The following is a 6,034-nucleotide window of genomic DNA, read 5'->3' on the forward strand; positions in this document are numbered from 1 at the left end:
ACCTGCGGATAAATTCTTGCTGGCTAAGAGTAACAGGATGTGTTTTACCTCCATGACGATAATCTTTGGCCATGAAAATTACCTTATCGCACTGGATGTCTCTAATCCGGTGATTGCTGATTGCTATTTTGTGAGTGTACCGGCCAAGATATTCTACCACATGTTGTGGACCCCAAAAGGGCCGTTTGCAATACACAACCCACTGTTTTGAAAAGATATCTATGTAAAGATCTCCTGGTAAATCCATTTCCTTCCGCAGGTATTCAACAAAACGGGCTCGAAATACTTTCGAAAGAGCCGACAAGCTCACCGCAAACCTGCCTCCCGTACGGCATTTGCATATTGTCTTCACCATTCCGCATTGCCTGAATAAGCTTTTTTATCTCAATCAAAAAACAGCCTATGATACATTGTTTTCCGCTGCCGGAAAAGCGTTGATGCAATGCGCCGGAAATCGAAAATTTCTGGGGGCACAAGCCGGTGCTGCAGCCATTTTGCACACCTGGGGGCAGGCACTCGTATACCATCCACATATTCATATGATTGTTCCTGCCGGAGGACTCTCAGAAGATGAAATGGAGTGGGTGCAAGCTCCCGGGAAGTTCTTTGTCCCCGTGAAAGCCCTCAGCAGAGTCTTCCGTGGTATTTTATGCAGATTTATTGATCAGCAGATCCTTGCAGGAATGATCAAACTGCCTGATGAAACAACGGATTTTAAAACACTGAAAGAAAAGTGCTACCGCAAAGACTGGGTGGTATACGCCGAAAAACCCTTCAACTCTCCCGATGCCCTGATCAATTACCTGGGTAACTACACTCACAGAGTGGCCATTACCAATCATCGCATCAAAGATTATTCGCATGGTAAAGTTTGCTTTGATTACAAAGATTACCGGGCCAACGGGATTAACAGACAGATGAGTCTCAATGGTCGCGAATTCATTGGCAGATTCCTGCAGCATGTGCTCCCTTCAGGGTTTTACAAGATACGATACTTTGGCTTTCTGGCCATCTGCAAAATCAAAACCAAACTTTCGGCATGCATCAAATTAATCGGCAAAACAACCTGGCTTCCTCAACTGCAGGGGCTCAATGCCATGGAAATTATAAGCTGTCTGTCGGGAAAAGATCCATACCGTTGCCCGGTATGCTCAAACGGCAGGATGTGTAAAAAATCAACACAGGCCCCGGTATTGATAAAACCAGGATAACGATCCCTACCTAAATTCTGCGTTCTTTATCATATGATTTTCCTGGCTCGCTTCCCAGTAAATTATCCGGGATGGGAGAAGTATATCCTGATTATACTAAAAACCAAACCAATGAAAACAAAATATCCAAAATATTTAATCCTTTCCTCTCTCCAAAGCATCTTAATTCACAGCACTTCCCATAGAATGCCCATAGCGATGCTTCACCTTTCGGCATAGTCCAACTCCATTTTATCCATCATTTCCCCACAGACGCTATTATTCTTTATCTCTTTAAAGGAACAAATTCAATTTGTAGTTATATTTGTAGGGAAACGATGGATAAAATGCTTTAAGTTGGGTGCCATCTTTGGATTTCTTGGGCGGGGGATGAGCCTCGGGATTCCCTATGTAAGCCCTAAATCACAAAAGCTGGAAGTGAAGCAGGAAATGAAGATGGATGAATCCTGTTGTCATTAATTCTGTTTGTTAATTCGTTGCTATTTTCATAACTACTTGCAACGCCTAAATGGTTTTTTATTGATGAATTAGTCCTATCAATTCTCTTGTTTATTCATGTAAAATAATCATGAACCAAATGTTCTTTTTCTTGAATTTTTAAAAGTTTATTTGAAGCAAAACATTCTGATTATGAGAATAATTTTTTTCGAATCAAATCAATGAGTTGAAATATTAGACTTAGATTAATTAAATTTTGAACTTGAAAATTCAAAAATCCCTCCTGAATTCATCCTTCATTTTTTAGCGTTCATAGATTCAAACCAAGCGTTCACATAAATTTTCCCAGCGTTCATAAATCTATTTCATACATGCCTTTTCCAGATTGTATATTTGTTGGTGACATTTTGAATGCATAATTCTTTATTTCTTGATAAAATTAAACTTAGCTTTTAAAGCTTGGATATATGAATTTCTGAATAATCAATAGAATCAATAAAAAATTAAACAAAATGAAAAAATCAAGAATTTTTACTACTGTATGTATGGTAGCATTGTTTACCATATTACTTTGTTCATTTTCGAACAATGTATTTGCAAAAAAATTGTCTCTTGAAAAAATGGAGTTAGAACTCAAAAAAATCAATCACGAAAATTTAGGGATAATTATTTGGGATCAACGCATTCAAGTTACTGACAGGTCACAGCCAGAATCTTTTCTTGGCTATGTAAGAGCTTTAGTTGGAATAGCCTATCCCTATTTCCCAAAATGTGGTATGAATTTTTCCGATTTAATGTTGGAAAAGATTAAAAATGGATATGATAAACAGGGAGTTTCTATTAACACCATTACTTCTACTCCTTTTGAAACTGAAGAACAAATTTTAGAAAAGATAAAGAACTATAACCATGAGAAAGTACTCCTAATTAAATTAAATAAACTACACTTTGATGGCTATAAAACTTATGATTATATAGAAGACATAGAATTGAAATTATATGACAAGCAAGGTGAAAGATTATTCAATAAAAGCATAGTTGAAATAATTCCTCTAGGAAGTCCAGCTAAGTTATTAAAAAATATTCCTATTGAATTACAATGCATAATTGAAAATGCATTAAATGACCATGAATTGATTGGTAAAATTGAGGAATAGAGAATGGCTATTCATTAGACATAATTTAACTTTTCACTATCAACTAATAAGATTTTTATCAGTATTATTAATTAAATAAAATTAAATATGAAGCAATTAATATTTTTTTTACTAATGGGCATTTATGCAAATATTGTATTTGCGCAAGATGTCATTTTTATGAAGAATGGCGATAAAATCAAATCAAAGATCCTTGAAATAACAAAAGAAACAATTAAATATAAGGATTTTGATTTCCAGGATGGCCCGGTCAGAAATATTGATAAATCAGATGTGTCAAAGGTTATATATGAGAATGGCAAGGAAGAATCCATTATTTCGTCAGAAGGTTCATACAACGGAAAGTATACTATGTTAGGATCAGGATTAGGCATGAGCTATGGAATAATAGGAGTTAGGTTTCAGCAAAGATTTGGAAAAAATGTTGGATTTGGATACCATGCAGGCTTAGGATATTTACCAGGCGGCCCAACAGCTAACCTCTCATTTTCTATTGGAGCTAAATTTTTTCCATGGAGAAGTTTGTATGTGGATTTGCAATTTGGAATTATAGGTTGGGAGTATCAAAATGACACAAAAGAGGACGTAAATCAATTGGGAATTTCAATGTTGACTGGAGGTGATTGGCTTTTTGGGAACAGTTCAAGGTTTGGAATTAATTTTGGTATCGGGTTTTCTTATCATTTTACTAGCAAAGATTATACTGTGACACCTGCTGGAGATCTTGGATTTATTATTCGGTTTTAGGAAATTTCATCTATAATTTATGATTTTTTGAATTTTACCCATATGGAACCTTAATAATCGCTACAGAACCACTTTCCGGGCTGGGGGGGTACTATTTTATGAGAGATATTTCATCGAGTTCTATTTGACGCTTGATTCATCCGTGCAGGAAAAAATTGAATATGTTTTCAAAATTATCAGGACTGTTAATAGAATCCCACAGAAATTTGTAAAACATATTGAAAGCACTGATGGACTATATGAAATGAGGATAAAATCAGGAAATAGTATTTATAGTTCAACATTTGCAAATTTCAATAAGCTTAACTATATCTACAACTTGTCAAAAAAGGCAACCATTTACTTCATCAATAAACTTGACAGATCATTAAAACAGATTCAAACGTATCCTGAAAGCAGCATATAGTGAAATGCTTCAGTTTAACATTACCCGAAGGTAAATATTGATGTTTTGCCTTCAAGGTTTTTGTTGAATTTGAAAAAATTTCAGTTAACTAAGGGTGCGAAACATTCATCATCGTGAGGTCTATGTTGCCGGCCTGCAGATGGCAGTTTCTGCATGATGCTCCTTTTTCAGAAGCCGCCACCCTTACTTTCCCATCGGCGAAAAGGTACCCCCAAACCCATCCTGTTTCGTCGGCTTCGGCCATCCCTGAATTCTTGTACATGATCGCATAGGTTCCCAGTTTGGAAGTGGTCTCATACAATTCCTTGACTACCAGCGCTCCTTCCCCGAAGATTATACCCTGTTTCACTTTGCCTGTCGAATCAAGTTCGGCAGAAGCCACGGAGTTGTACCTTACCCTCAGGTAAGGCTCCTGATGCCCCGATAACGGGCTTCTGTCCAGCAACGCATCAGAGTTTTTGTACCAGGTGAAATTTGCCGAAGATGTAGCCAGGTCATATAATACCTTGTCTGTTCCCTGAGCCTGATCGTCTTCATCGCTCTCATGTTTGCATCCTTCAATCATAAACATCGAAAGTATGATCAAAATAAAAGCCAATATGGAGAGAATCGATAATTTTTTCATTAAAATGAATTGATGGTTTTAATTATACAAATATAAAGGCTTTTTATTAATTTTCTGTTTTTCAGGAAATACTGTTTATTCCAGCCAACTTGCCCCCATTCCGGTGATACAAACCCCCTGGTTCAATTTTTCACCACAGTAGTCACAATAGTTTTTGAGTATTTATTTATAAACTCCCCAGTCATTCCTGCCAAGGCCCCCACCCCAGTTTCCCAGTTTCCCAGCTCCCCAGCTCCCCAGCTCCCCAGCTCCCCAGCTCCCCAGCCCCCCAGCTCCCCAGCTCCCCAGCTCCCCAGCTCCCCAGCCCCACCTCACTCCAACCCCTTCCAGTTCTCCACCTTCAGCCGCAGTGTATCCACATATCCAAACCGGTACACGCGGTTATCAATGTTCCAGCCGTTTAGGTTCTGCTCTTCAAAATCCCACGATCCCAGCGTGAACTTGAACTGGATCTCGTCTTCCCAGTTGGGTATGGTGATGTAGTGTTTGCCTTTGGGTGTTTCTTTCAGGATATAATCACGGTTTCCGGGATCCCAGTTGTTGAAGGTACCGGCAATGTAAATATCACGGTTTTTGGGTGTATAGGAAGGGATGGTTTCCAGAAGGATTACAACAAACTTCTGATTAAACGCCGGAATATGCATCCAGTTCTTTACGGTGATATGGGTAGTATCCTGTCCAGTATATTCAAAAATCCTGTTGGGAATGATCTGTCCGTTTTCATCCATCTCCTGCTGCTGCCAACTTCCCATGGTAATCTTGTATTCAAAGGATCTCCATGCATCGGTAAGGGTGAGGTAATACTTTCCATCACTGTTTTCACGGAACCGGAAACGTTTGCTTTCCGCGTTCCAGCCGTTAACCGATGAGGCCATATAAATGTCCTCCCCGGGTGGTGTGCGCGGGGGCAATGCATCGATGACAAAGGTATAAGTCGGATGCCTGGTCTCCGATCGGTCGAGCCAGCCTTTGATCTCCAGGTGAAGTGTATCGGGCATTTCAGGGGTATAGATGTAATTATTCTTCTTATAACCCAGGATGTCAACCTCCTCCGTCGACCAGTCACCCCGGGTGATCTTAAACTGGACCTCGCCCTGTTCCTTGGGTATGCTCACCTGGTATTTTCCATTTTCATTCCTTAAAAACCTGTACTGAAGATCCCGGGGAAACCAACCGTTGAATGTCCCGGTGATAAAAATCTTATCCCCCTCATATTCGGTCGGTATCTTGTCTAATATGACGGTAAGCTTGTTGCTTTTCTCCACCCTGCGGTCTTCCCAGTTTTCAACATTTATGTATACCGTATCATCGGAACCGAAACGTATCTGCCTCTTTTCCATCTGGTTACCGAACCGGTCGGCCTCAACTTTAAAAAGATCCCCACGGGTAATTAAGAATTCAGCGATTTTGCTATCGCCTATCCTTGGCATGGTGAAGATATATTTCCCAC

General features: G+C 39.2%; 6 protein-coding genes. 3 read left to right on the plus strand and 3 right to left on the minus strand.

The window, feature by feature from the left end; all coding sequences use genetic code 11:
- Positions 1 to 355 (minus strand): transposase (locus KKA81_14245; protein MBU2652086.1); only part of this gene is annotated, 355 nt, incomplete at its 3' end.
- On the opposite strand from KKA81_14245, the gene KKA81_14250 reads away from it, so the two are divergent.
- The 3 genes from KKA81_14250 to KKA81_14260 all read left to right on the plus strand — a co-directional run bounded on the left by KKA81_14250 (position 336) and on the right by KKA81_14260 (position 3,553).
- Positions 336 to 1,211 (plus strand): transposase, encoded by an 876-nt coding sequence (locus KKA81_14250; GenBank protein ID MBU2652087.1) that lies wholly within the window; start codon positions 336 to 338, stop codon positions 1,209 to 1,211. The two genes, KKA81_14245 and KKA81_14250, sit on opposite strands and share 20 nt — an antisense overlap.
- A 950-nt stretch (positions 1,212 to 2,161) precedes the next feature.
- Entirely contained in the window at positions 2,162 to 2,806 is a 645-nt protein-coding gene (locus KKA81_14255; protein MBU2652088.1) for a hypothetical protein, read from the plus strand.
- 87 nt (positions 2,807 to 2,893) lie between these two features.
- Positions 2,894 to 3,553 carry a hypothetical protein gene (locus tag KKA81_14260; GenBank protein MBU2652089.1) on the plus strand — a complete coding sequence of 220 codons (660 nt, stop codon included), beginning with the start codon at positions 2,894 to 2,896 and terminating at the stop codon, positions 3,551 to 3,553.
- A gap of 494 nt (positions 3,554 to 4,047) precedes the next feature.
- On the opposite strand, the gene KKA81_14265 is transcribed toward KKA81_14260, so the two are convergent.
- Positions 4,048 to 4,584 (minus strand): cytochrome P460 family protein, encoded by a 537-nt coding sequence (locus KKA81_14265; protein ID MBU2652090.1) that lies wholly within the window; start codon positions 4,582 to 4,584, stop codon positions 4,048 to 4,050.
- A gap of 311 nt (positions 4,585 to 4,895) precedes the next feature.
- The coding region (locus tag KKA81_14270; protein MBU2652091.1) for a hypothetical protein at positions 4,896 to 6,034 on the minus strand (1,139 nt) is incomplete at its 5' end.

It is taken from the genome of Bacteroidota bacterium, from assembly GCA_018831055.1.
Taxonomy (GTDB): Bacteria; Bacteroidota; Bacteroidia; order Bacteroidales; family B18-G4; genus M55B132.